This is a genomic window from Geodermatophilus arenarius, assembly GCF_042654585.1.
Lineage (GTDB): Bacteria > Actinomycetota > Actinomycetes > Mycobacteriales > Geodermatophilaceae > Geodermatophilus > Geodermatophilus arenarius.
Genome location: NZ_JBHSGR010000001.1, coordinates 84,578 through 106,165, shown reverse-complemented (window position 1 = coordinate 106,165; position 21,588 = coordinate 84,578). Strand labels below are relative to the sequence as shown.

Annotated in this window: 23 protein-coding genes; 9 read left to right on the top strand and 14 right to left on the bottom strand. The window is 77.1% G+C overall.

The features are described 5' to 3' along the window. Nucleotides 1-93 precede the first annotated feature (93 nt). The 3 genes from ACFO3M_RS00530 to ACFO3M_RS00520 form a co-directional block, all read right to left on the bottom strand. Nucleotides 94-1,116: an acetamidase/formamidase family protein gene (locus ACFO3M_RS00530; RefSeq protein ID WP_387984957.1), complete on the bottom strand. Its 1,023-nt coding sequence runs from the start codon at nt 1,114-1,116 to the stop codon at nt 94-96. Further along, nucleotides 1,113-2,558, bottom strand: a complete 1,446-nt coding sequence (locus ACFO3M_RS00525) for an APC family permease (RefSeq protein WP_387984954.1) — start codon at nt 2,556-2,558, stop codon at nt 1,113-1,115. The genes ACFO3M_RS00530 and ACFO3M_RS00525 overlap by 4 nt, the downstream gene beginning before the upstream one ends. 78 nt (nt 2,559-2,636) lie before the next feature. Then, nucleotides 2,637-3,677 (bottom strand): ABC transporter substrate-binding protein, encoded by a 1,041-nt coding sequence (locus tag ACFO3M_RS00520; protein ID WP_387984950.1) that lies wholly within the window; start codon nt 3,675-3,677, stop codon nt 2,637-2,639. Nucleotides 3,678-3,697: 20 nt separating this feature from the next. Between ACFO3M_RS00520 and ACFO3M_RS00515 the strand changes: the two genes are divergently transcribed. Continuing rightward, entirely contained in the window at nt 3,698-4,192 is a 495-nt protein-coding gene (locus tag ACFO3M_RS00515) for a MarR family winged helix-turn-helix transcriptional regulator (protein WP_387984947.1), read from the top strand. Between the two features lie 211 nt (nt 4,193-4,403). Here ACFO3M_RS00515 and ACFO3M_RS00510 read toward each other — a convergent pair whose 3' ends face one another. Continuing rightward, entirely contained in the window at nt 4,404-4,709 is a 306-nt protein-coding gene (locus tag ACFO3M_RS00510) for a hypothetical protein (protein ID WP_387984944.1), read from the bottom strand. A gap of 224 nt (nt 4,710-4,933) precedes the next feature. Between ACFO3M_RS00510 and ACFO3M_RS00505 the strand changes: the two genes are divergently transcribed. Then, on the top strand, nt 4,934-5,110 hold the full coding sequence (locus ACFO3M_RS00505; protein ID WP_387984941.1) for a hypothetical protein: 177 nt from the start codon (nt 4,934-4,936) through the stop codon (nt 5,108-5,110). 9 nt (nt 5,111-5,119) lie between these two features. Here ACFO3M_RS00505 and ACFO3M_RS00500 read toward each other — a convergent pair whose 3' ends face one another. Then, a complete protein-coding gene (locus ACFO3M_RS00500) occupies nt 5,120-6,301 on the bottom strand; it encodes an acyl-CoA dehydrogenase family protein (RefSeq protein WP_387984938.1) in 1,182 nt (393 codons plus the stop codon). 38 nt (nt 6,302-6,339) lie between these two features. On the opposite strand from ACFO3M_RS00500, the gene ACFO3M_RS00495 reads away from it, so the two are divergent. Further along, nucleotides 6,340-7,464, top strand: a complete 1,125-nt coding sequence (locus tag ACFO3M_RS00495) for a glycerate kinase (protein WP_387984935.1) — start codon at nt 6,340-6,342, stop codon at nt 7,462-7,464. Here the strand turns inward: ACFO3M_RS00495 and ACFO3M_RS00490 are convergent. After that, nucleotides 7,437-7,943, bottom strand: a complete 507-nt coding sequence (locus ACFO3M_RS00490; RefSeq protein ID WP_387984932.1) for a mycothiol transferase — start codon at nt 7,941-7,943, stop codon at nt 7,437-7,439. The genes ACFO3M_RS00495 and ACFO3M_RS00490 overlap by 28 nt on opposite strands. Before the next feature lie 99 nt (nt 7,944-8,042). Between ACFO3M_RS00490 and ACFO3M_RS00485 the strand changes: the two genes are divergently transcribed. Next, entirely contained in the window at nt 8,043-9,092 is a 1,050-nt protein-coding gene (locus ACFO3M_RS00485) for an NAD-binding protein (protein WP_387984929.1), read from the top strand. On the opposite strand, the gene ACFO3M_RS00480 is transcribed toward ACFO3M_RS00485, so the two are convergent. Then, nucleotides 9,063-10,283, bottom strand: coding sequence for a serine/threonine-protein kinase (locus ACFO3M_RS00480; RefSeq protein ID WP_387984926.1), 1,221 nt, complete (start codon nt 10,281-10,283; stop codon nt 9,063-9,065). The two genes, ACFO3M_RS00485 and ACFO3M_RS00480, sit on opposite strands and share 30 nt — an antisense overlap. Nucleotides 10,284-10,323: 40 nt before the next feature. Next, entirely contained in the window at nt 10,324-10,449 is a 126-nt protein-coding gene (locus ACFO3M_RS00475; RefSeq protein ID WP_387984923.1) for a hypothetical protein, read from the bottom strand. An 84-nt stretch (nt 10,450-10,533) separates the two neighbouring features. On the opposite strand from ACFO3M_RS00475, the gene ACFO3M_RS00470 reads away from it, so the two are divergent. Together ACFO3M_RS00470 and ACFO3M_RS00465 are read left to right on the top strand one after the other, a co-directional pair. Then, a complete protein-coding gene (locus ACFO3M_RS00470; RefSeq protein WP_387984920.1) occupies nt 10,534-13,692 on the top strand; it encodes an acetyl-CoA carboxylase family protein in 3,159 nt (1,052 codons plus the stop codon). 37 nt (nt 13,693-13,729) lie between these two features. After that, nucleotides 13,730-13,927, top strand: a complete 198-nt coding sequence (locus ACFO3M_RS00465) for a hypothetical protein (RefSeq protein WP_387984917.1) — start codon at nt 13,730-13,732, stop codon at nt 13,925-13,927. Nucleotides 13,928-13,929: 2 nt separating this feature from the next. Here the strand turns inward: ACFO3M_RS00465 and ACFO3M_RS00460 are convergent, their stop codons facing one another. Continuing rightward, on the bottom strand, nt 13,930-14,430 hold the full coding sequence (locus tag ACFO3M_RS00460) for a DUF2505 domain-containing protein (protein ID WP_387984914.1): 501 nt from the start codon (nt 14,428-14,430) through the stop codon (nt 13,930-13,932). A 54-nt stretch (nt 14,431-14,484) separates the two neighbouring features. Between ACFO3M_RS00460 and ACFO3M_RS00455 the strand changes: the two genes are divergently transcribed. Beyond that, nucleotides 14,485-14,955 (top strand): GNAT family N-acetyltransferase, encoded by a 471-nt coding sequence (locus ACFO3M_RS00455; RefSeq protein WP_387984911.1) that lies wholly within the window; start codon nt 14,485-14,487, stop codon nt 14,953-14,955. A 16-nt stretch (nt 14,956-14,971) separates the two neighbouring features. On the opposite strand, the gene ACFO3M_RS00450 is transcribed toward ACFO3M_RS00455, so the two are convergent. Further along, nucleotides 14,972-15,964, bottom strand: coding sequence for a hypothetical protein (locus tag ACFO3M_RS00450; RefSeq protein ID WP_387984908.1), 993 nt, complete (start codon nt 15,962-15,964; stop codon nt 14,972-14,974). Nucleotides 15,965-16,183: 219 nt separating this feature from the next. After that, nucleotides 16,184-17,098, bottom strand: coding sequence for an EamA family transporter (locus tag ACFO3M_RS00445; RefSeq protein WP_387984906.1), 915 nt, complete (start codon nt 17,096-17,098; stop codon nt 16,184-16,186). A 72-nt stretch (nt 17,099-17,170) separates the two neighbouring features. On the opposite strand from ACFO3M_RS00445, the gene ACFO3M_RS00440 reads away from it, so the two are divergent. Continuing rightward, the gene (locus tag ACFO3M_RS00440; protein WP_387984903.1) at nt 17,171-18,070 is read left to right on the top strand and encodes a LysR family transcriptional regulator; all 900 of its coding nucleotides are present in this window, start codon (nt 17,171-17,173) and stop codon (nt 18,068-18,070) included. 6 nt (nt 18,071-18,076) lie between these two features. Here ACFO3M_RS00440 and ACFO3M_RS00435 read toward each other — a convergent pair whose 3' ends face one another. The 3 genes from ACFO3M_RS00435 to ACFO3M_RS00425 are packed head-to-tail and all read right to left on the bottom strand — an operon-like array spanning nt 18,077 to nt 20,363. Continuing rightward, complete coding sequence (locus ACFO3M_RS00435; protein ID WP_387984900.1) at nt 18,077-18,529, bottom strand: TspO/MBR family protein; 453 nt, start codon at nt 18,527-18,529, stop codon at nt 18,077-18,079. A gap of 42 nt (nt 18,530-18,571) precedes the next feature. Continuing rightward, the gene (locus ACFO3M_RS00430) at nt 18,572-19,426 is read right to left on the bottom strand and encodes an SDR family oxidoreductase (RefSeq protein ID WP_387984897.1); all 855 of its coding nucleotides are present in this window, start codon (nt 19,424-19,426) and stop codon (nt 18,572-18,574) included. A 49-nt stretch (nt 19,427-19,475) separates the two neighbouring features. Then, on the bottom strand, nt 19,476-20,363 hold the full coding sequence (locus ACFO3M_RS00425; RefSeq protein ID WP_387984894.1) for a helix-turn-helix transcriptional regulator: 888 nt from the start codon (nt 20,361-20,363) through the stop codon (nt 19,476-19,478). A gap of 132 nt (nt 20,364-20,495) precedes the next feature. Between ACFO3M_RS00425 and ACFO3M_RS00420 the strand changes: the two genes are divergently transcribed. Further along, nucleotides 20,496-21,518: a zinc-dependent alcohol dehydrogenase family protein gene (locus ACFO3M_RS00420; protein WP_387984891.1), complete on the top strand. Its 1,023-nt coding sequence runs from the start codon at nt 20,496-20,498 to the stop codon at nt 21,516-21,518. The last annotated feature ends 70 nt before the right edge of the window (nt 21,519-21,588 follow it).

The following is a 21,588-nucleotide window of genomic DNA, read 5'->3' as shown; positions in this document are numbered from 1 at the left end:
CTCCGACGGCGGTGGCGGGTCTGCGACACCGCTACCCGGCCGGGCGCCCGGGACTCGCCTTCCGCGCGCGAAAGGCGGGTCCCGGGCGCGGGGTCAGCGCTCCTGCAGGTAGGCCGCCGCGGTGGCGCGCAGCCGCTCGTGCACGCCGTCGGCGGCGACCGCGCCGGGCAGGTACCGCTTCGCCAGCTTGGCCACCATCGTGTAGTTGGTGTCGACGACGTTGCCCGCCGGCGCCAGCCCCGCCTGGCTGACCAGCTGCAGGGCGTCGAGCTCGTCCCAGCCGGCGAGCTCGGCCGCCCAGGTCACCAGGTCGTGCTGACTGATCCGGTAGGCGTCCTCCAGCGGCCGCACCGACCCGGTCGACATGAGGAACTCGTCGGTCTCCAACCGCGGCCAGGCGGGCCCGCCGCCCTTGACCAGGTCGACGACGACGACCGTGCGCATCGCCGACTCGACCGCGGTGCCGCAGACCTCGCCCTCGCCCTGCCGGCAGTGCCCGTCGCCGAGGGAGAGCATCCCGCCGGGCACGTTGACGCCGAAGTAGACGGTCGTGCCGGCCCGCACCTCGGGGGTGTCCATGTTCCCGCCGTGCGCGCCGGGCGTGATGCTGGCGAACACCTCGCCCGCGGCCGGCGCGACGCCGATCGTGCCGTGCATCGGGTCGAGCGGGAGCTCCACCTCCGGCCCGCCGCGGCGGGGGCGGAACAGGCAGGTGCCCCGCTCGCGGTCGACCTCGTAGAGCCAGACCAGCTCCTCGAGCGGCTCGTGCAGCATCGCCGTCGAGTGGGTGGTGGTCAGCGCGCCGAAGTGCGGGAACGTGCTGGACACCGCCCAGTCGCGCGCCGGCGCGACGTCGACCAGGTGCACCGCCAGGGTGTCCCCGGGCTCGGCCCCCTCGACCGCGATCGGCCCGCTCACCGGGTTGAGGAAGGGGAAGTGGCACACCTGGCTCGGCAGGTCCTCGACGCTGCGCACCTTGCCGCCGTAGCAGTCCTCGGTGGTCAGCTCGACCACCGTGCCCGGCGCCACGGTGAGCAGCGGCTCACCGCCGCCGAAGGAGTAGCGCAGCTGGTCGGGGGTCGGCTCCAGGGAGACGACCTCGAGGGACGCCGTCACAGTCTCTCCTCCGCTCGGATCTCGGGCCTCCGGCCCGTGGCGATCAGGACGATCATCAGCACCACGCCGATGGCCAGCCACACGAAGCCGAGCTCCTGGGCGGCGACCTGGGCGTTGTAGACGACGTAGGCCAGGATGCCGAACCCGAGGACCGGCACCGCCAGGTGCAGCCACCAGTTGCGGCTCTTGAGGCGACCGACGAAGTGCACGACCACGGCGACGTGCAGCAGCAGGAAGGCCGACAGCGCGCCGAAGTTGACCAGGGTGGACAGCAGCGTGATGCCGTCCTCGCGCTGCTCCATGTACAGGCCGAGCACGAGGGAGACGGCCGCGACGAGGAGGGTGGCGTTGACCGGCACGCGGCGGGTCGGGTGCACCTTGCGCAGGAAGCCGGGCAGCTGGCGGTCACGCGCCATCGCGAACAGCAGCCGCGAGGTGGCCGCCTGGGCCACCAGCGAGTTGGCGAAGCCCCAGGCGATCGCCGTCGCCACGGCGGTCAGGGTGCCCAGCCAGGCGCCGCCGGCCACCTCCGCGGCGTCGTAGAACGCGGTGCCCGCGGCGTCGCCCTCGGCGATGAGGGTGTCGGGGTCGGGCACCAGCAGCGCGGCGACCCAGGTCTGGACGATGAACAGCGTCCCGGCCAGCGCGAGCGCGGCGATCATCGCCTTGCCGATCGAGCGGGCCGAGTCGCGGTTCTCCTCCGCGAGGGTGGAGATGCCGTCGAAGCCGAGGAAGCTCAGCACCGCGATCGACACCGCGCCGAAGACCAGCTCCAGCGAGAACGTGTCGCTGTTGTAGATCGGCGTGAAGTCGAAGCCGCGGCCCTCGCCGGAGGCCAGCGCGACGACGCCGATGACCAGGAAGATCGCGAGCACGATCAGCTCGGCCACCAGCATGATCTTGTTGACCCGCGCGGTGAACTCGATGCCGAAGTAGTTGACGGCGGTGTTGAGGACGACGAAGCCGATCAGCCAGACCCACACCGGGATCGACGTGACGATCGAGTTCATGGCGATCGCGGCGATGAGGTAGAGCAGCGCCGGGACCAGCACGTAGTCGAGCAGGATCATCCAGCCCGCGATGAAGCCGACCGGCTGGGCGATGCCGCGGCCGGCGTAGGTGTAGACCGAGCCGGCCATCGGGAACGCCCGGGACATCTGCGAGTACGACGCCGCGGTGAAGGCCATCGCCAGCCCGCCGATCGCGTAGGCGAGGGCGACCATGCCGCCGGAGCCCTGGAAGACGCTGCCGAAGATGCCGAACGGCGCGATCGGCACCATGAAGACCAGGCCGTAGACCAGCAGGTCGGTGAACGTCAGCGAGCGCTTGAGCTCCTGGCGGTAGCCGAACTCCTCGACGCCGGCGGCTCCGGCTGCCGGGACCGCGCCGGCACCGGTGCTCCCGGTGGCGTGCGCGGACGGGGTGGTGCGGGGGTCGGTCACGACTCCTCCTCTCGGCCGGCTCGGGGCCGGACGCGGGGAGGGTAGGCCCCGTTGCTTCCGATCGGAAGCAGTGGGGGGTCAGCCGCGCGCGCCGACCTCGCGGAACACCAGCCCGTCGGCGCGCGCCAGCCGGGGCCGGGGGATGCGCGGCGGCTCCGGCGTGCCGGTCTCCAGCAGCCGCGCGGCGGTGCGGACGCCGTCGTGCACGCTGCGGGCGTAGGCGCAGACCACCGGCGCGCTCGGCCCCACCCGGGCGGCGAGCCGCTCCTGCAGGGCGAGCTGCCCCTCGTCGCCGGCGCCGTCGGCCGCCGCGAACGAGGGCATGCAGGCGTAGAGCTCGCCGGAGCCGTCGCCGCCGACGGCGTACAGGCCGTTCTCCTCGAGCGCGCCGGACAGCCGGACGACGCGGCGGTCGAGCCCGGCCCGGGCGAAGGCGCGGTTGAAGGCGACCAGGTCGCGGCCGACCAGGCTGAGCAGGACGGCGTCGGCGCGGGTGCGGCGGACCAGGTCCAGCGCCGGGCCGGGGTCGGCCGGGCCGAACGGGACGAGCAGCTCGCCGGCGACCTCGGCGCCGAGGTCGTGCAGCACCGACCGCGCGGCGCGGTGCACCGCCTGCGGCCACACGTAGTCGGTGCCCAGCAGCACCCAGCGCCTCGCCCGGCGGTGGCGCACCAGCCAGGTGAGCGCGGCCGCGTGCTGGGCCGGCGGGGACGCGCCGATCCGCAGCGCCCCGCGGGACCCGCGCCCGCCCTCGTGCGGCGGGGTGAACACGTAGCCGGCGCGCCCGGCCAGCGCGGCGGCGACCGCGCGGGAGACGTCGCTGGTGGAGAACCCGACGAGGACGTCGACCGCGCCGGCGGCGTGCAGGGCGGCGACGTCGGCGGCCACCTCCGCGGGGCGGCGCCCGGCGTCGACGGTGACCAGCTCCACCGCGCGCCCGCCGACCCCGCCGGCCTCGGTCACCTCGTCGGCGGCGAGCGCGGCCAGGTCCAGCGCGGAGGGCGCGGTCATCGCCAGTGGCCCGGTCAGCGGGACGGCCAGCCCGATCCGGACGACGTCGGGGGACCGGTCGACGACGGCCGCCTCCCACGCCTCCATCGGGGCGGTCGGTCCGGGCACCTCCTGAGTATGGTGCGGGCATGGCGGTCGAGCAGCAGGCCACGGGCACCGCGGTGCCCGCCGCGCCCGCCGCCTCGCCCGCCGCCTCGCCCGCCGCCTCGCCCGCCGCCTCGCTGGTCGAGCTGCTGGCCGTCGTCTCGCGGCGGGTCGCCCGCGGCGTCGGGGCGGTGCTCGCCGAGGACGGCGCGACGCCGGAGACCTACCGGCTGATGCGCGCGCTCGCCTCGGGACCGGGCCGCACGATGAGCGAGCTGTGCGCGGCGCTGTGCGTCCCGGCGCCCACCGCCACCCGGATGGTCGACGGCCTGGTCGACGCCGCGCTGGCCTACCGGCTGCCCGACCCCGGGGACGGCCGCCGCGTGCGGGTGCACCTGTCGGCCCGCGGCCGCACCCGGCTGGACCGGCTGGAGGCGCTGGTGTCCGCGCACGAGGCGGCGCTGACCACCGAGCTCGGCCCGGCCCGGGTCGCCGCGCTGGTCACCGCGCTCACCGACCTCGCGGACCCGCCCGCCTGATGCCCGCGGGGCACCCGTCCCCGCGATCGTGGACCTCCGGCGGCGCCACGCCGTCACCTACCGGGGTGTCGCCGCCGCGACTCCGTGATCGAGTCGACGGGGGGCCGGGCACCGGGGGCCGTCGGACGCCGGCGGCCCACCGCGGGCGCCCGGACGGGCCGCGCGGGTACACCGGTCCGGTCTGCGCGAGTCCCGACGGCGGGCGCCCGCCTCAGTCGGACGGCGGCAGGATGCGGGGGACGAAGACCTCGTCGATCGGGCGCGGGCCGACGTACTGCCGGCAGGTGCACGGCACCCAGGTGTGACCGGCGAACCGGCCGCGCCGGTCGAAGGTGTCGCGGCGCAGCTCGGCGTAGCAGGTGTTGGTCTCGGTGTCGTGCTGGCTCAGGGTGTGCCCGCAGCCGCACACCGGCGTCGGGTTCGGCGGCGGACCCGCGGGACGACGGCGCCCGAGCCGGCCGGCCACGAAGCCCGCGGCCAGCAGTGCCGCACCGATGACCAGGCTGACAGGTTCCACCGTCGTCGCTCCTCCGCTCCGCAGACTCCCCGACGGTAACGCCGCGGGCGCCCTCGAGGTGCCGGGCGCGGGCGCGTCGCCGGTTCCCGGAGGGCGGTTTGATACGGAACCGTCCAGGACATCAACAGCGTGTGGACTCCCTGGCGGTCGGATTCGCCCGTCCGGACCGCTGGGACCAGGGCACTCCGGCCACCCGGCGCACCCCGTGGCACGCCGTCTCGTCGGTGCGGCCGGCGGCGGAGCGCGACGGCGAGGTGGAGCTGGCCCTCTGCGGGTCGATCGTGCAGATCTGGGGCCACCAGCGGTGGGAGCGCCTCGGCGCCGGGCGCACCGGCTGCCCGGAGTGCCGGCGGCTGTCCGGGCCGGCCTGGGAGCGGGCCCTCCTCAGCCGAGCCGGCTGACCGCGGCGGTCAGCGCCGCCGGCCGCTGATCGCCGACAGGCCGGTGATCTCCCGGCCCACGATCAGCGCCTGCACGTGGTCGGTGCCCTCGAAGGTGTAGATCGCCTCGATGTCGGCGTGGTGCCGGGCGATGTGGTGCTCGAGCAGGATCCCGTCACCGCCGAACAGGTCCCGCGCGTCGGCCACGATCCGCCGGGCGGTGGCGCAGCAGTGCCGCTTGGCCAGCGACGCCATCGCCGCGGTCATCCGGCCGGCGTCGGCGAGGCTGGACAGCCGCCAGCACATCAGCTGCATGGTGGTGATCTCGGCGAGCATCGTCGCGAGCTTCTCCTGCACCAGCTGGTAGCCCGCGATCGGCTGGCCGAACTGCTCGCGGTGCAGGCAGTGCGCCAGCGCCAGCTCGTAGGCCGCCGTCGCCACGCCCAGCGCGCGCCACGCGACGGTGTACCGGGTGCGGTCGAGGACCGTGGAGACGTCCTTGAACGAGCGGCAGTTGGCCAGCTTGTTCTCCGCCGGCACGCGGACGCCGTCGAGGCTGATCTCGGCCTGCCACACCGCCCGCAGCGCCGTCTTGCCGGTCATGACCCGCGCGCTGAAGCCGGGCGTGCCCTTCTCGACGACGTACCCGCCGACCGCGCCCTCCTCGTCGCGCGCCCAGATGAGCACGTAGTCGGCGATCGAGCCGTTGCCGATCCACTTCTTCTGCCCGTCGAGGACGAATGCGTCGCCGTCGCGGCGGGCGCTGGTCTCCAGGGCGACGGCGTCCGAGCCGTGGCGCGGCTCGGTCAGGCCGAAGGCGCCGATCTTCTCCATCCGCGCCATCTCGGGGAGGAAGCGCTCCTTCTGCTCCTCGGAGCCGAGCATCGCGATCGACTGCATCGCGAGGAAGCTGTGCACGCCGTTGAAGGTGCCGATGCTGCCGTCGGCGCGGGCGAGCTCGGCGGCCACCAGGCCCGCGGCGACGGCGCTCATCCCCGGCGAGCCGTAGCCCTGCACCGTGCCCCCGGCGATCCCGAGCTCGGCGAACCCGGGCACCAGCTCGAAGGGGAACTCGGCACGCTCCCAGTAGTCGTTGATCCGCGGCGTCACCTCCTTGTCGCACCAGGCGCGCACGCGGTCGCGGACCTCGACCTCCTCGGGGGTGAGCAGCTCCTCCAGGGCGTAGAAGTCGGTGCTCGCGGTCTCAGGCACGGCCCGACGCTACGCGCGGGCAGGGCATGCTGCCGGGCGTGCGGATCGTCGTCGCCCCGGACTCCTTCAAGGGCACGCTGACCGCGGCCGAGGCCGCCGACGCCGTCGCCCGCGGGCTGGCCCGGGTGCACCCGGACGCCGAGGTGCTCGCCCGCCCGGTGGCCGACGGCGGGGAGGGCACGGTGGCCGCCGCCGTGCGCGCCGGGTACCGCCCGGTGACGACGACGGTCGGCGGCCCCGACGGCCGGCCGGTGCGCGCCACGTTCGCCGTCGACGGGACGACGGCGGTGGTCGAGCTCGCCGCCGCGGCCGGGCTCGGGCTGCTCGCGGAGCCGGCACCGACGACCGCGACCACCCGCGGCGTGGGGGAGCTGCTGCTCGCCGCGCTCGACGCCGGCGCCCGGCGGGTGGTGCTGGGCCTGGGCGGCAGCGCCACCACCGACGCCGGCGCGGGGTTGCTGCAGGCGCTCGGCGTGCGGCTGCTCGACGCCGACGGCCGCGACGTCCCGCCCGGCGGCGCCGGGCTGGCGCACCTCGCGCGGATCGACGCCGGCGCCCGCGACCCGCGGCTGCACGGCCTGGAGGTCCGGGTGGCCACCGACGTCGACAACCCGCTCACCGGCCCGTCCGGCGCGGCCGCGGTCTACGGGCCGCAGAAGGGCGCGACGCCGGAGCAGGTCGCGCAGCTCGACGCGGCGCTGGCGCGGTTCGCCGCGGTGGTCCGCCGCGACCTCGGGATCGACCTGGAGGGGCGGCCGGCGATGGGCGCGGCCGGGGGGACGGCGGCCGGGGTGGCCGCCGTCCTGACCTGCTCGGTCGGGTCGGGCGCCGAGCTGGTCGCCGACCTGGTCGGGCTGGACGACGCGCTGGCCGGCGCGGACCTGGCGGTGACCGGCGAGGGGTCGCTGGACGCGCAGTCGCTGCGCGGCAAGGCGCCGGCCGTGGTCGCCGCCCGGGCCCGGCGGGCCGGCGTCCCGTGCGTGGGGCTGGCCGGCCGGGTCGCGCTGGGCCCCGACGAGCTGGCCGCCGCCGGGTTCGCCGCCGCGCACGCGCTCACCGAGGCCGAGCCCGACGTCGCCCGCTGCCTCGCCGAGCCCGCGGCCGTCCTCGAGGAGCTCGCCGCCCGCGTCCTGGGTCAGGCGCCGAGCAGCCCCCGCACGTAGGCCGCCTGCCCCACGTGCTGCAGGTCGTCGGACAGCACGCTGACCAGCCGGACGCCGAGGGTCACCGGCGGGTCCCACCGCTCGTCGACGACGCGGTCGAGGTCGTCGTCGGTGAGCCCGCCGAGGAACTCCGCACTGCGGGCGGCGACGGCGTCGGCGTACTCGAGCAGCAGCTCCGCCGAGGGCACCCGCACCGACGCCACCTCCTCCGTGCTCATCCCGTAGCCGGTGGCGGCGTCGTCGACGGGCAGGCCGAACCGGCCGGCGAAGCCCTGCGCCGTCCACACCTGCTCGGTGCCCGCGACGTCGGCGAGGTGGTCGTCCTGCACCCGCAGCAGGTGCCAGGCCAGCCAGCCGACCGGGTTGGCGTCCGGGCCGACGCGCTCGGCCAGCTGCTCGGGGGACAGGCCCTCGACGGCGGCGTGCAGGGTCTCGCCGATCTGCGAGTAGGCGTAGGTGAGCAGGTCACGGGTCCGCATGAGCGGCCGCTACCCGTCCCGCTCGCGGGGGACGCCTGCCGGCGCCGGCCGACGGTAGGTTGCGGTGTCCGCCCGGCCGTCGAGGGAGCCAGCCCGTTGGTGTTCGTCCTGCAGCGGCTGCTCCGCGCCCTCCGTGTCCGGCTCTCGGGCTGGCGCCTGCCGCTGGCGGTCATCCTGCTGGTGTTCCTCACCAGCTGGGCGGCGATGGCGCTGGTCGAGCCGGCCGGGACCGGCATCGCGGCGCCGGAGAGCTACTGGTGGTACTTCGTCATCACCGCCGCGACCGTCGGCTACGGCGACCTGTACCCGTCGTCGGTCGGTGGCCGGGTCGTCGGCGCCTACGTCGTCGTCGGCGGGATCGTCACGCTGACCCTGCTGTTCACCGAGCTGGCCACCGCCCTGCAGACCGCGCGGGGCAGGCGACTGAGAGGAGTGGTCGGCCTGGACCTCCGGGACCACGTCGTCGTGCTGGGCTACACCCCGGGGCGGACCGAGCGGATCGTCACCGAGCTGACCGTCGAGCCGGGCACCCGCATCGCGCTGTGCGCCCACGACGACGTGACGGTGAACCCCATGCCCGAGGAGGCGGCGGTCTCCTTCGTCCGCGGCGACCTCACGCACGCCGACGTCATGGACCGCGCCGGCGTGGCCCGCGCCCGCACGGTCGTCGTCGACGGCCGCGACGACAACGAGACCCTGGCCATCGCGGTCGCCGTCGACCACGCCAACCCGCGGGTGCACATGGTCGCCGCGGTCCGCGACCTGGGCCGGCGCGACACCCTCCGCTACGTCAACCCCGGCGTGCAGGTCGTGCAGTGGCACATGCCCTTCCTGCTGTCGGAGGAGGCGGCCGACCCCGGGCTGACCGAGATCTACAACGAGCTCATGACGGCGGGCGGGCACGGCAACACCTACTCGCTGCGCGTGCCGGCCGGGGCGCGGCCGCGGACGTTCGGCGAGTGGCAGACCGCCCTCGGCCGCGACCACGGCGCCACCGTGCTGGCGCTGCGGACCGCCGAGGACCTGCGGGTCAGCCCCGCCTGGGACACCCCGGTCCCGCAGGGCGCGACGCTGTACTACGTGGCGGCGCAGCGGCTGGACGTCACGCGGCTGGACCGCTCACCACACGCCGACCGCGGCGGCCAGTAGCGCCAGCACCCCGCCGACGGCGGCCAGCACGGCGAGCAGCGCGATCAGCACCGGCACGACGACCCAGCGGCGCCGGAACCGCCGCCGCCGCGCCGGCCGCGGCGGGGGCGGGGGCGGGGGTGGTGCCGGCGGGGGAGCGGCGGCCCTGGCGTGCCGCTCGGCGCGCCGCTCCCGGCGCCGGTCGGCGAGGTACCGCGCCTGGTCCCGGGCGTCGCGGGCGACGGCGCCGAGCCCCGCGGCCAGCCCGCGCAGGTCCTCGAGGTCGAAGCGCTCGACCCGGTCCCCGGGGGCGAGGCGCGGGCCGTCGTGGCGGGTGCCGGGGTCCTCGGCGGCGGGGGTCCACGCCGGCGCCGCGGCCGGCCCGGCCCGCTCGGCCAGGGCCTGCAGGGCGGCGCGCGTCCGCGCGACGTCCCAGCGCCGCGCGGGGTCCTTGGTCAGCAGCCCCTCGAGCACCGGCGCCAGCGGGCCGGCCCGCTCGGCCGGCGCGGGGTCCTCGGAGACGACGGCCAGCAGCGTGGCCATCGACTCGGGCCGGTCGAAGGCCCGCCGGCCCTCGACGGCGGTGTAGAGCGTGGCGCCCAGCGACCACAGGTCCACCGCCGGGCCGGGCTCCTCGCCCCGCGCCCGCTCCGGCGCCATGTAGGACGGTGAGCCGATGATCGCCCCTGACGTGGTGATCGACGGCCCGCCCGTGGCGACCGCGATGCCGAAGTCGGTGAGGTGCGCCGCGCAGTCGCGGCCGACGAGCACGTTGGCCGGCTTGACGTCGCGGTGCACGATCCCGGCGGCGTGCGCGGCCTCCAGCGCGGCCAGCACGTCGAGGCCGATGCGGGCCACCGTGGGCCAGGGCAGCGGGCCCTGCCGCTCGACGATCTCCTGCAGGCTCCGGGAGTCGACGAGCTCCATGACCAGCCAGGGCCGGCCGTCCTCCTCGACGACGTCGTAGAGCGTGGTCACGCACGGGTGCACCAGCCGCGCCGCCGCCCGGGCCTCCCGCAGCGTGCGGTCGCGCAGCGCCGCGCGCTCGTCGTCGCCGAGGTGGGCCGGGAAGGTCACCTCCTTGAGCGCCACGGGCCGGCCCAGCACCTGGTCGGTCGCGCTCCAGACCACGCCCATCCCGCCGCGGCCGAGCATCCCGGTGACCGCGTAGCGGCCGGCGACCAGCCGCCCTGCACCCGTGTCGGCGGACATGGGCGGACGGTACGCCGGTGGAGGAGCCGGCGTCCCGCCCTCAGTCGGTCCCGTCCTGCGCCGGCTCCGGGTCGCTCTGCGCCTCCAGGGAGGCCTCGGTCTCCGCGTCCTCCATCTCGAGGGCGATGTCGCGCGGCTGCGGCTGGTCCGGCTCAGGCGTCGTCATGACCGCAGCCTGCCCGCCGACGGCGCGGTCCGCTCCCCGGGACGGCGTCGCGGCGTGACCGGCGCCACCTAGACTCCGGCGCCGATGAGCATCACCCGCCTGCTGGTGGCCAACCGCGGCGAGGTCGCCGTCCGGGTGTTCCGCAGCGCCGCCGCCCTGGGCCTGTCCACCGTCGCCGTCGCGCCGGAGGACGACGCCGGGAGCCTGCACGCCCGCCGCGCCGACGAGGTCGTCCGGCTGCCCGGGACCGGACCGGCGGCGTACCTGGACGTCGGCGCCGTCGTCGGGGCCGCCGTCCGCGCCGGCGCCGACGGGCTGCACCCGGGCTGGGGCTTCCTCGCCGAGAGCCCCGACCTGGCCCGCGCCTGCGCGGACGCCGGGATCGCGTTCGTCGGCCCGGACGCCGCCGCGCTCGCCCTGCTCGGCGACAAGACCGCCGCCCGCGCCCGCGCCGGCGAGCTGGGCCTGCCGGTGCTCGCCGCCACCGACGGCGACACCGACCTCGCCGCCGCGACCGCCTTCCTCGCCGGCCTGGGCGACGGCGGCGCGGGGATGGTCAAGGCGGTGGCCGGGGGCGGCGGCCGCGGGATGCGCCCGGTGCGCGACCCCGCGGACCTGCCCGCCGCGCTGGAGCGGGCCCGCTCGGAGGCGCGGGCGGCGTTCGGCGACGGCGCGGTGTACGTCGAGCGGCTGCTGACCGGCGCCCGGCACGTCGAGGTGCAGGTGGCCGGCGACGGCACGGCCGTGGTGGCCCTCGGCGACCGCGACTGCTCGCTGCAGCGGCGGCGGCAGAAGCTGGTCGAGGTCGCGCCCGCGCCCGGCCTCGACGACGGCCTGCGCGCCCGGCTGGCCGGGTACGCCACCGCGCTGTGCGGGTCGCTGGCCTACCGCGGGCTGGCCACCGTGGAGTTCCTGGTCCGCCACGACGAGGTCCGCGGCGACGAGGTGGCCTTCCTCGAGGTCAACCCGCGGCTGCAGGTCGAGCACACCGTGACCGAGGAGGTCACCGGGCTGGACCTGGTCGAGGTCGGCATCCGGCTGGCCGAGGGCGCGACGCTGGCGGACCTCGGGCTGTCCGCGCCGCCGCCGTCCCGCGGGGCCGCCGTGCAGGCGCGGGTCAACGCCGAGACGCTGCTGCCCGACGGCACCGTGCACCCCGGCGCCGGCCGGCTGGAGCGGTTCGTGCCGCCGACCGGGCGCGGCGTGCGGGTGGACACCGGCGTGGTCGCCGGCGACGAGGTCGGCCCGCGCTACGACTCGCTGCTGGCCAAGGTGGTCGTCGCCGACCGCGACCTGCCGCGGGCGCTGGCCGGCTGCCGCCGCGCGCTGGCCGAGCTCGACGTCGCCGGGGTGCCGGTGAGCGCGGACCTGCTCGCGGCACTGCTGGACCTCCCCGAGGTGGCCGGCGGCCGCGCCACCACCGACCTCGTCGACGCGCGCCTGGCCGGGCTGGTGCCCGACCGCCCGGCCGAGGTCGCGGCGGCCGTCGACGGCGTGCTCCCGGTGACCGCGCCGCTGTCGGGTGCGGTGGTCGAGGTGGCCGCCGCCGACGGCGACGCCGTCGCCGCCGGGGCGACGCTGCTGGTGCTCGAGGCGATGAAGATGGAGCACGTCGTGCCCGCGCCGGCCGCCGGCGTGGTCACCGGGCTGGCCGTGCGGGTCGGCGACGTCGTCACGGCGGGGACCGTGCTCGGCGGGGTCGTCCCCGGCGAGGCCGGCGACGCCGGGGGCGGGCCGGGCGGGGAGGACCCGGACGCCGTCCGCCCCGAGCTGGCCGAGCTGCACGAGCGGCGCGCCGCCACCCTCGACGACGCCCGGCCCGAGGCGGTCGCCCGCCGCCACGAGGCGGGGCGGATGACCGCGCGGGAGACGGTGGCGGCGCTGGTCGACGAGGGCACCTTCGTCGAGTACGGCCAGCTCGGCATCGCCGCCCAGCGGGCGCGGCGGACGCTGGCGGAGCTGGTCGCGCGGACGCCGGCCGACGGCATGGTCACCGGCGTCGGCGAGGTCGGCGGCGTGCCGTGCGCGGTCCTCGTCTACGACTACACCGTGCTGGCCGGCACCCAGGGCCGCACCAACCACCGCAAGACCGACCGGCTGCTCGAGGTCGCCACCGAGCGCGGCCTGCCCGTCGTGCTGGTCGCCGAGGGCGGCGGCGGACGACCCGGCGACACCGACGGCGGTGGCTTCTCCCGGCTCGACGTCCCGACCTTCACCACGATGGCGCGGCTGGCCGGGCGGGTGCCCACGGTCGCCGTCGTCTCGGGGTACTGCTTCGCCGGCAACGCCGCGCTGGTCGGCTGCTGCGACGTCGTCATCGCCACCGAGGACAGCAGCATCGGGATGGGCGGCCCGGCGATGATCGAGGCCGGCGGGCTGGGCGTCGTCGCGCCGGAGGACGTCGGGCCGACGGCGGTGCAGGCGGCGAACGGCGTGGTCGACGTCGTGGTGCCCGACGACGCCGCGGCCGTGGCCGCCGCGCGGCAGGCGGTCGGGCTGCTGACCGGGCGGGTCGTGCCGGGGGAGGCCGCCGACCAGCGGCCGCTGCGGACGGCCCTGCCGGCCAACCGGGTGCGCAGCTACGACGTGCGCCCGGTGGTCGCCACGCTCGCCGACGACGGCAGCGTGCTGGAGCTGCGGCCGTCGTTCGGGCGCGGGATCGTCACCGCGCTGGCCCGCCTGGACGGGCGGCCGGTGGGGTTCGTGGCCAACGACCCGCGGCACCTCGGCGGGGCGATCGACGGCGAGTCGGCGGACAAGGCCGCGGCGTTCCTGCGGCTGTGCTCCTCGGCCGGGCTGCCGGTGGTGTCGCTGGTGGACACCCCCGGGTTCATGGTCGGCCCGGAGTCCGAGCGCACCGGCACCGTGCGCCGCTTCGGCGGGCTGTACGTGGCCGGGGCGCAGCTCCGCGTCCCGCTGCTGGCGGTGGTGCTGCGCAAGGCGTACGGGCTGGGCGCGATGGCGATGCTCGGCGGCGACCTGCAGGTCCCGCTGCTCACGCTGGCCTGGCCGACCGGCGAGTTCGGGCCGATGAGCCTGGAGGGGGCGGTGCGGCTCGGGTACCGGCGCGAGCTGGCGGCGCTGCCGCCCGGGGACCGCGACGCCCGGTTCGCCGAGCTGGTCGCGGCGTCCTACGCGCAGGGCAGGGCGCTCAACGTGGCGTCGGCGTTCGAGGTGGACGACGTCGTCGACCCCGCGGACACCCGCGACGTGCTGGTCCGCGCCCTGGCCGGACTGGCGTGAGCAGGCAGTGGGCGGCGCCCGCGGCTACCGTCCGGCCATGCCGCAGTTCCGCCTGACCACCGGTGACGGCGCCGTCCTGCACGAGTGGGACGCCGCCGACGCGACCGCCGCCGAGACCGAGGCCGTCGACGTCGTCGCCCGCCACCGCGCGGAGGACCCGCCCGGTGCCGCGGAGTACGTGCTCGTCGACGGCGCCGGCGGCGACGTGGCGCGCTGGGGCTCGGACGCGCCCTGAGCTCAGCTCTCCCCGAGGCGGCGCTGCAGCACCTCGTGCTCGCGCCGCAGCACGACCTGGGTGACCAGGTCGCGGACCGCGCCCTCGGCCTGGCGCCCGATGAGCGGGGCGTCGACCCTGGCGTCGCCGGTCACGGTGGCGCGGGTGCCGCCGGCCGCGGGGGTCAGCCGGCGCTCGCAGGTGACCCGCGCCTCGCGGCCCATGATCTCGGCGCGCAGGTCGAGGGCGCCGCGGTAGCCGCCGTCGCCGTCGGGCCGCCAGGTGGTGGTCTCGGTGACCGGGACCGTCCTGCCCACGAAGCGGGCGAAGACCGGCGGGATGCCCGTCGTCGGCGCCGACAGCCGAACCCGGGTGGTGGTGCCCGCCCCGTTCGCCTCGCTCGAGACCTCGCGCACCTCGGCGTCCAGGGCCTGGGCGACCTCGCGCAGGAAGACCTCGTCGGTGAGCTCGGCGAACACGCGGTCGGGGGCGGCGGTGTAGCTGGTGGTGGCGTCGATGGGCACGCCCCATCCTCGGCTGTGCCCCAGCGCGCCGCCCGGCGGGGTCAGACTGCGGCCGTGGGCGAGGTGGTCATCCGGCCGGCGGGTCCCGCGGACGCCGCCGCCGTCGCGGGGGTGCACGCGCGGGCCGGGCGGGCGGCGTGGTCGGCGTTCCTCGGCGACGTCCTGGCCGAGCCGGACGTGCCCCTCTGGCGGGAGCGGGTGGCCGCGGACGGGTTCCTCGTGGCCGAGCGGGACGGCGTCGTCGTCGGGTTCGGGCGGGCCGACGTCGCGACCGGTGAGGTCGCGCTGCTCTACGTGGACCCCGCCGAGCAGGGCAGGGGCACCGGGCGGGCGCTGCTGGCGGCCGTGCTGGACCTGCTGCGGACGGCCGGGTGGGACCGCGCCCGGCTGCGCACCGAGGAGCGCAACGCCGGCCCGCGCGCCTTCTACGAGCGGGCCGGGTGGCGGCCGACGGGCGAGGTGCTCGAGCGCGAGTGGGCAGGCCGGCGGCTGCGCGAGGTCTGGTACGTCCGGGACCTGGACTGAGCGGTCCGCGCCCGGCTCAGGGAGCCGGGGCGGGCTCGCCGGCGGGGGACTCCGCCGCGGTGCACCCCTCCGGCGCCGGGGGCTCGGGGGACTCCGCGGTGGACGGGTCGGCAGGCGGCTCGGGGCAGGCCGGGACCGGCGGGCACCCGGGCGTGGTGGCGTCCGGGTCGGTGGCCGGGTCGGTGGCCGGGTCGGTGGCCGGGTCGGTGGCCGGGGCCGCCGCCGGATCCGTCGTCGGGTCCGTGGTCGGGGCGGCCGTCGGGTCGGTGGCCGGGTCCGGTGTGGTCCCGGTGTCCCCGCACGACGGCTCGTCGGCGGGCGGCTGGTCAGCGGGCGGCTCGTCGACCGGCGGCTGTTCGGCGGGCGGGTCCTCGGCGGGCGGTTCCTCGACCGGCTGCTCGACCGGCTGCTCGACCGGGGGCTGCTCGACCGGCGGCTGGTCCGCGGGTGGCTCCTCGCCCGGCTCCGGTGCCGGCGGCGCGGGGTCCGCCGGTGCGGGAGGCTGATCGGCGGGAGGCTGCTCGGCGGGCGGTTGCTCGACCGGAGCCGGCCGGTCCGCCGGCGCCTCGACCGCGGGAGCCACGGGAGCCGGGGCGGGCGCTCGGGGCGCCGGAGTGGCAGGGGCCGGGACAGCGGGCTCGGGGTCGAGGGGCGCGGGATCGAACGGGACCTCCGTCGGCAGGGACCGGTCGTCGCTGGACCCGCGCGGGAACGAGTTCCGGGGGAGGGTGCCGGGAGAGGAGTCGTCGGCGTCGTCGTCCGGGGTGGCCCGGGTGGCGGCCGCGGGGGCCCAGCCGTCCTCGAACCCGGGCGCGGTGACGCCGATGCTCGGCATCACCAGCGGGCCGCCCTCGGGCAGGCCGTCGTCGCCCGAACCGCCCCGCCGGGCCTCGGCGTCGGCCGACGTCGTGTCCGCTCCGACCGCACCCGCGACCGGCGGCCCGGAGACCGCGGCCAGCGCGGCCGCCATCCCGAGCGCGCACGCGCTGGCGCCGAGCCCCGGGATCAACCGGGCGGATCGGACCCCGCGTCGCCTCTTGTCCATGGATGCTTCCCCCTGAGCTGTCACTGCGCCCTCAATCCTGACCCGGGCCGTTCCGTACGTCCACGAATGCCGGTGCTGTTCACCCGTGTGTCGCGGGAACCCCCCGGGAGAGGGCCGGGACCGGGCGTTCGGCACGGCGGCAGGTCGAGGTCGGTCCCGGAGCGCGGTGCAGGGCTGGTCCGGTCAGGCGGTGGAGTGCTCCAGGACGCGAGGTGCCGGCCGGGTCCGGGGCGGCCGGCTGCCGAACAGGACGCCGGCCACGACGAGGGCGCCGCAGGCCAGCTCGACCAGCGGCGACCGCTCGCCGAAGAACAGCCACGCCGAGCCCATCCCGACGACGGGCACCAGCATCGAGAACGGGGCCACGGTGCCCGAGGGGTGCCGGCTCATCAGCGCCGTCCAGATGCCGGAGCCGAGCAGCGTGGCGACCACGACGGTGAACAGCAGGCCGGCCAGCGCGAGCAGCCCCGTCGTCGTCCCGAGCGTCGTCAGCGACGCGCCGATGCGGGCCGGGCCCTCGGTCGCCAGCGACAGCGCGAGCATCGGCAGCGGCGGCACGACGGTCATCCAGAGCATCAGCCGGAACGGGCGGGCCGGGCGCGCCTGCCGGTTGCACAGGTTGCCCAGCGCCCAGCCGAGCCCGCCGCACAGCGTCAGCAGCACCGGCAGCAGCGTGGCGCCGCCGTCCAACCCGGCCCGGTGGACGGCGATGCCGGCCAGGCCGACGACGGCGAGCGCGACCCCGGCCGCCTGCCGCCCCGTCAGCCGCTCACGGAGCAGCAGCCCGGCCAGCACGACCGTGAACGGCGCCGAGGACTGCAGCACCAGCGAGGCGAGGCCGGTCGGCATGCCGGTGTCCATCGCGACGTAGAGGAAGACGAACTGCAGGACGCCGAAGCCGGTGCCGTACCCGAGCACCCACCGCCACGGGACGCCGGGCCGCGGCACGAGCAGCACCGTCGGGACGGCGACCAGCGCGAACCGCAGCGCGACGAGGAAGAACGGCGGGAACTGCTCGAGCGACAGGTGGATCGCCGGGAAGTTCAGTCCCCAGACGACGGCCACGAGGAGGGCGAGCAGGCGGTCGCGGGTCGGCACGCCGTCGAGCGTGCGCCCTGCAACCTTCCAGCACCAGCGAGATCTCGTGACACGACGATGTAGCGTCGCTGCATGGACGTCCGCGCGCTGCAGACCCTCCGCGCGGTGCGGACGCAGGGCGGCGTCACCGCCGCGGCCGCCGTCCTGCACCTGACGCCGTCGGCGGTGTCCCAGCAGCTGGCCGCGCTCTCGCGGGAGGCCGGGGTGCCGCTCACCGAGCGGATCGGACGCGGGCTGCGGCTGACCGCGGCGGGGGAGGCGCTGGCCGAGGCGGCGGTCGACGTCGCGGTCGCCGTCGAGCGGGCGCGGGCCGCCTGCGCCGCCTTCCTCGAGCGTCCCGAGGGCACCGTGCGGGTGTCGGCGTTCCAGAGCGGTGCCCAGCTGCTGCTGCCGCCGCTGCTGACCCGGGTGCGCGAGCTCGGCGGGATCACCGTCGAGTGCTCGGACGAGGACGTCGCGCTCGACGAGTTCCCCGCGCTCACCGACCGGGTCGACGTCGTCGTCGCCCACCGGCCCGACGGCACGCAGTGGCCCGCCCCGGGGCTGCGCGTCGTCCCGCTGCTGCGCGAGCCGCTCGACGTCGCCGTGCCCCGCGACCACCCGCTGGCCGGCCGGTCGCGGGTGCGGCCCGGGGACCTGGTCGACGAGGACTGGATCGCCGTCCGCGAGGGCTTCCCGGTCGCCACCGTGCTGGCCGCCGTCGCCGCGGGGTCGGGCACCGCGCCGCGGATCACCCACCGGATCAACGACTTCTCCGTCGTCGAGGCGCTGGTGGCCGCCGGTCACGGGATCTCGCTGCTGCCGCGGTTCACCCGCGGCGGCCACCCCGGCGTGCGGCTGCTGCCGCTGGCGGGGGTGCGGGCCGGACGGCAGGTCGACGCGCTGCTGCGGCCGGACACCGCCGAGCGGCTGGTCGTGCGCCGCGTGCTCGACGCCCTCGTGGACGTCGCCGCCGAGGCCGCGGGCGGATGAGACCGGTCAGCGGCGGTTGCGGCGGGCGATCTCGGCGCTGAGCACCGTCGCGAACGCCGTCCACGCCGCGTAGGGGAGCAGGGCCCGACCGGCGGCGCGGTCCACCCGGCCGGCGCGCCGGGTGAGGTCGGCCGTCGACGCCGCCAGCAGCGCCGCCTCCGCCGCCGCCAGCGGGGGCCGGTGGGCGCGGAAGAAGGCCCACGTCCAGCCCGCGTTCAGCACGAGGTTGCCTGCGAGGGCCCGGGCGTCCGCCGGGTCGCCCCGCTCCAGGAGGCGTCCGCCGGCGAACGCCAGCAGCGCGTACAGCGCCGTCCACGCGATCCCGAACACCGGGCCGGGTGGCTGCCAGCGCGGCGTGTCGAGCCCGCGGTACCAGGACGAGCCGACGTCGGTCCCGGCCGAGCCGACCAGGGCGGTCAGCCCGACGGCGGTCGAGGCGGTCAGCAGGGGACGTCGCACGGGGTCAGCCTGCGCCGCGGGCGGCGGACCCGCCCGCGGAGCTCAGGGCTTCCAGCGGTGCAGGCCGGTGACCCGGCGGACGGCGGCGGCCGCCACCCGGTACGGCACCTTGTCCAACACCGCGGCCAGCTTCGCGTCCGGCCCGACGGTCACCCGGAACCGCGGGCGGTCCGCGTCCAGGGCGCGGGCGACGGCGCGGGCCACCTCGCGCGGGTCGCGCGAGCGGGGGAGGTGCTCCTCCTCGACGAACCGCTCCACGGTCTGCAGCAGGCCGGTGTAGGGGCTGCCGGGCGGGGTGACACGGGGCGTCGTCGCCCAGATCGCGGTGTCGTAGTTGCCCGGCTCGACCAGCACCACCCGGACGCCGAACGGCTCGACCTCGTAGGCCAGGGACTCCGCCCAGCCCTCGAGCGCCCACTTCGACGCGCAGTACAGCGACAGCCCGGGGTTGCCGTAGCGGGCGGAGTCGCTGGAGACGAGGACCAGCCGCCCGGACCGCTGCCGCCGCATGACCGGCAGCACGAGCTGGGTGAGCCGCAGGGCGCCGAGCAGGTTGGTGTCGAGGACCCGGCGCCACTCGTCCTCGTCGGTGTCCTCGAACGCGCCCCCGCTGGCGGTGCCGGCGTTGTTCACCAGCGCGTCGAGCCGGCCACCGGTGAGACCGAGGGTCTCCTCCACCGCCCGCCGGGAGGACTCCGCGTCGGTCACGTCCAGCTGGACGACGTCGAGCGGCTCCAGCCCCGCCTCGCGGGTGCGGGCGTCGAGCGCCGCCCGCCGGCCCGGGTCGCGCATCGAGGCGACGACGTGCCGGCCGCGGCGGGCCAGCTCGACGGCGGTCTCCAGGCCGAGCCCGGAGGAGCACCCGGTGACCAGGACGGTGCGCTGCTCGGTGTCCACGCCACCCGCATCGGCAGTCCGGCCGGCCGACCGGACGACACCCGCCGGGTCAGACGCGGTCGGCCGCCGCGCCGGGCTGCTCCTGTCCCGCGGTCGCGGCCCAGCTGGCGAGCAGCCTGAGGGCGTCCTCCGACGGCGTGCCGGGCTCGGCGGTGTAGATCGTCATGCGCAGGTCCGCGGAGTCCTCGGCCGGCAGGTCGAACGTGTGGTAGCCCAGGTCGAGCGTGCCGACGACGGGGTGGCGGAACCGCTTGGCACCGTTGTGGTGGATGCGGACGTCGTGCGCCGCCCAGCGGACCCGGAACTCCTCGCTGACCGTGGACAGCTCCCCGACCAGCTCGCGCAGCTGCGCGTCGTGCGGGCGGCGGCCGGCCTCCCCGCGCAGCAGCGCGACGGTGGTGTTGGCGGCGAGCTCCCAGTCGGCGTAGTAGTCGCGCGCACCCGGGTCGAGGAACTGGAAGCGGGCGAAGTTCGCCGGCCGCCGCGGACCGTCGAACAGCGGTGAGTGCAGCGCCCGGCCGAGGGCGTTGGTCGCCAGGACGTCCAGGCGGCCGTTGGCGACGAGGGCGGCCGAGCCCGTCATCGAGTCGAGCATCCACTGCACCCGCGGCTGTATCCGCGCCCTGCCGCGACGCTGCGGCGTGCGGGCCGGGCGGGTGGCGGCGCGGGCCAGGTTGAACAGGTGGGTGCGCTCGGCCTCGTCGAGCCGCAGCGCCCGGGCGACGGCCTCGAGCACGTCCTCGGAGACGCCGGCGATGTGGCCCTTCTCCAGCCGGGTGTACCAGTCGGTGCTCACCCCGGCGAGGACGGCGACCTCCTCGCGGCGCAGCCCGGGCACCCTCCGGCGTCCGCCGCCGGGCAGCAGCCCGGCCCGCTCCGGACTGATCCGGGCGCGCCGGCTGACCAGGAAGTCGCGGATGTCGGCGCGGTTGTCCACTCGTTCGACGGTACGGCGGCCCGCCGGGCCAGGGGGGTCGTGCCAGTACCCCCACAAGGCCGACCCCCCGCGCGTGCGCCGGAGGGGGTTCCGTGGGGTGCACACCCCGAACGACCCACGAGGAGCAGCACCGTGCGAGGAGCCGTCCTGTACGCCCCCGGCGACGTCCGCGTCGAGGACCGCCCGGACCCGCGGATCGAGCAGCCCACCGACGCCGTCATCCGGCTCGCCGCCGCCTGCGTGTGCGGCTCGGACCTGTGGCCCTACCGCGGCATCGAGGCGGTGGCCGGCCCGTCGCCGATGGGGCACGAGTACGTCGGCGTCGTCGAGGAGGTCGGCAGCGAGGTCCGCACCGTCCGGCCCGGGCAGTTCGTCGTCGGCTCCTTCTTCGCCTCCGACAACACCTGCGAGATCTGCCGCGCCGGCTACCAGACGCACTGCGTCAACCGGCAGCCCGGCGCCCCGACCGGCGCGCAGGCGCAGTACGCGCGGATCCCGCTGGCCGACGGCACCCTCGTCGCCACCCCCGACCTGCCGTCGGACGACCTGGTCCCCGGCCTGCTCGCCGCCTCCGACGTGCTGGGCACCGGCTGGTTCGCCGCCGTCGCCGCCGAGGCCGGCCCCGGCAGGACGGTCGCCGTCGTCGGCGACGGCGCGGTCGGCCTGCTCGGCGTCCTGGCCGCCCGGCAGCTCGGCGCCGAGCGGGTCGTCGTCTTCAGCCGGCACGAGGACCGGCAGCGGCTGGCCCGCGAGTTCGGCGCCACCGACGTCGTCACCTCCCGCGGCGACGAGGGCGTGGCGGAGCTGGAGGAGCTCACCGGCGGGCTGGGCGCGCACTCGGTGATCGAGGCCGTGGGCACCCAGGAGTCGATGGTGCAGGCGATCCGCGCCACCCGCGCCGGCGGCCACGTCGGCTACGTCGGCGTCAGCCACGACGTCTCGCTGCCCGGCGAGGAGCTGTTCTTCTCCGGCGTCCACCTGCACGGCGGCCCCGCCCCGGTGCGCCGGTTCCTGCCCGAGCTGATCGACCTGATCTGCAGCCGCACCATCGACCCCGGGAGGGTCTTCGACCTCGAGCTCCCGCTGGAGCAGGCCGCCGAGGGCTACCGCGCCATGGACGAGCGCCGCGCCATCAAGGCGCTGCTGCGCCCCTGAGGCCGACGACCAGCACGCCGCCGTCCACTGGCTGACCCCCGTCACCGACGAGGAGCACGCCGCCGCCCCG